Source organism: Pseudomonas sp. B3(2017) (assembly GCF_002113595.1).
In the GTDB taxonomy this organism is placed as follows: domain Bacteria; phylum Pseudomonadota; class Gammaproteobacteria; order Pseudomonadales; family Pseudomonadaceae; genus Aquipseudomonas; species Aquipseudomonas ekonensis.
Window position 1 is genome coordinate 1 of record NZ_NEIU01000046.1, and the last position, 2,198, is coordinate 2,198.

Annotated in this window: 1 pseudogene; it reads left to right on the forward strand. The window is 57.8% G+C overall.

The features are described from left to right. Positions 1-1,707: pseudogene (locus tag CAG33_RS28645) on the forward strand (hypothetical protein); the annotation flags it as partial. Positions 1,708-2,198 lie beyond the last annotated feature (491 nt).

Genomic DNA, 2,198 nt, shown 5'->3' on the forward strand with positions numbered 1-2,198 from the left:
TTCGTGCAGCAGCACTTCGAGGCCCGGCGCGGGGAGACGCTGACGGCGAGCTACAGCATCCGGCGGGCCGAGACGGGCAAGGTGAGCTATTCCAATCCGTTGACGTTCGTGATCGGCCAACCGATATCGCTCGACCCGCCGACGCTCGACTCCGTCAAGGGCTCGCCCAGCGGCGTGGAGGTTCCAGACGGCAGCCTCATCGTCGAAACCTCGGTAGTGCTGAGCGGCACCGCCAGCAAGGGCCAGAAAGTCGATGTGCTGGATGGCGTCACATCCAAAGGCCAAGCCACCGCCGATGCCGCGACCGGCCGCTGGACGTTGACTGTGAGCGGGTTGAGCGCGGCGGTGCACACCTTCACCGCCAAGGCAATGTACGGCGACGGACTGGTATCGACGCCGCGCAGCTTCACGGTGGTGGCGCTCATCAAGCCGACGCTGAGCAATGTGCTGGACGCCAACAACGTGGAGGTTCCGGAAGGCACCAGCACCGTGAGCACCACGCTGAAGCTGCGGGGCACGGCCAGCAAAGGGCAGAAGGTGGAGATCTTCGACGGCAACGGCTCGACGGCGGTGTCCAAGGGCACGGTGACGGCTCACGCAACGACGGGTGCGTGGGAACTCAGCATCACCGTTCCCGTGGGCGGGCGGCGGTTGTATGCCAAGTCGCTGTACCACAGCACGGCGACCTATTCGAATGTGCGGCTGCTGACGGTAGTGACCTCGGTCGCGCCGACGATCACTTCGGTGAAGGACCCCAAGGGCGTCGAGATCGCAAACGGCGGCATCACGGTCGCAACCAGCGTCACGCTCACCGGCACGGCGGCCAAAGGCCTGAAGGTCGAGGTGTTCGATGGCACCGTGTCCAAGGGCCAAGTGACCGCGAATGCGACATCGGGCGTATGGACGCTGACGGTATCGGGGTTGAGCGTCGCGGCACACAGATTCACGGCGAAAGCCTTGTACGGCGCCAGTCCGGTGTCGGCGGCCAGAACCCTGACCGTGACGGCGGCGACAGCGCCGACCATCACCTCGGTGAAAGATCCGAAGGGTGTGGACATTCCGCACGACGGTATGACTCTTGAGACCAGCGTCACGCTCACCGGCGCAGCAGCGAAAGGGCAGAAGGTCGAGGTGTTCGATGGCAATGTGTCCAAGGGCGAGGTCACGGCGAATGCGACCTCGGGTGTGTGGACACTGACAGCGTCGGGCCTGAGCGTGGCGGCGCACAGTTTTACGGCCAAGGCGCGCTATGGAACCGAGCCTGTTTCTGATTCCAGAACCTTTAAAGTTGTGCGTTGGGTTTCAGGTTCAGAAAATTGGGAAACAGAACCACATGGAACGTTCGCCGCGGGGCAGTCGAAACGGTGCCAAAGCGGATTGACTTTCTATGTGAAGTCCGTTCCGAACCCCTTATATTATGGCGTTATTCTATGGAAGGAATCTCCCAAATACATGTCAGTAACATACTACGCCACAGTAGAACTGACATTTGACGGCATAATTAAGAATTTTAACTATGAGTACATCTGCTACAACGCAGCAACAATAAGCTTTTTCAACCTTGATGGTGCTGTCAAAGAAATCACCCTATCGCCATCTGGAAGTTCATTCAGACCTGGCAGCCATACCGACCAGGCCGGCCTTAGCAAAATCGTCATAAAAGATATTCGCGGAGGAGTAGATCTAGACAATCTAAGATGGAGTTAGTCAGCCATAATGAAAATGGTGACGGATTCATTTATGCGTTGTTTTTTTGATTTTTTTCAGTTCTGAAGTTAACGAAGAGATGAGGATGGATGTGTTTATCCGTCCTCATTTCCTCTTCTAGATTATTGCATTGACTAATCTGCAGCGAGACATGTTTAAACATGTTGATCACAGTTTCCATACACCCACATCGCCTTGCGCCATTGCCTACAACTACGCCAGAATCCGCCGGCTTGTGCGCCTGGGGGGCGGGTTCTATCGTTTGGCGGTCACTGACGAATCAGTGATCGGGTCTCGCAGCCCGTCGATCTCTGGACGCACAATCTCCTCCATGCCTGTCATGGCGGCTGTACGTGGGAGGCCTTCGGGCCTGCCGGTTCTAGAGTCCCGGTCTGCGACCCGCGTATAGCTGCCACCCTCTCGTATCGCAGCGAATCGAGGCGGCTCCATGACTCTGGAGATGCAAGCATGTTCAAACCCACCCCCAACCC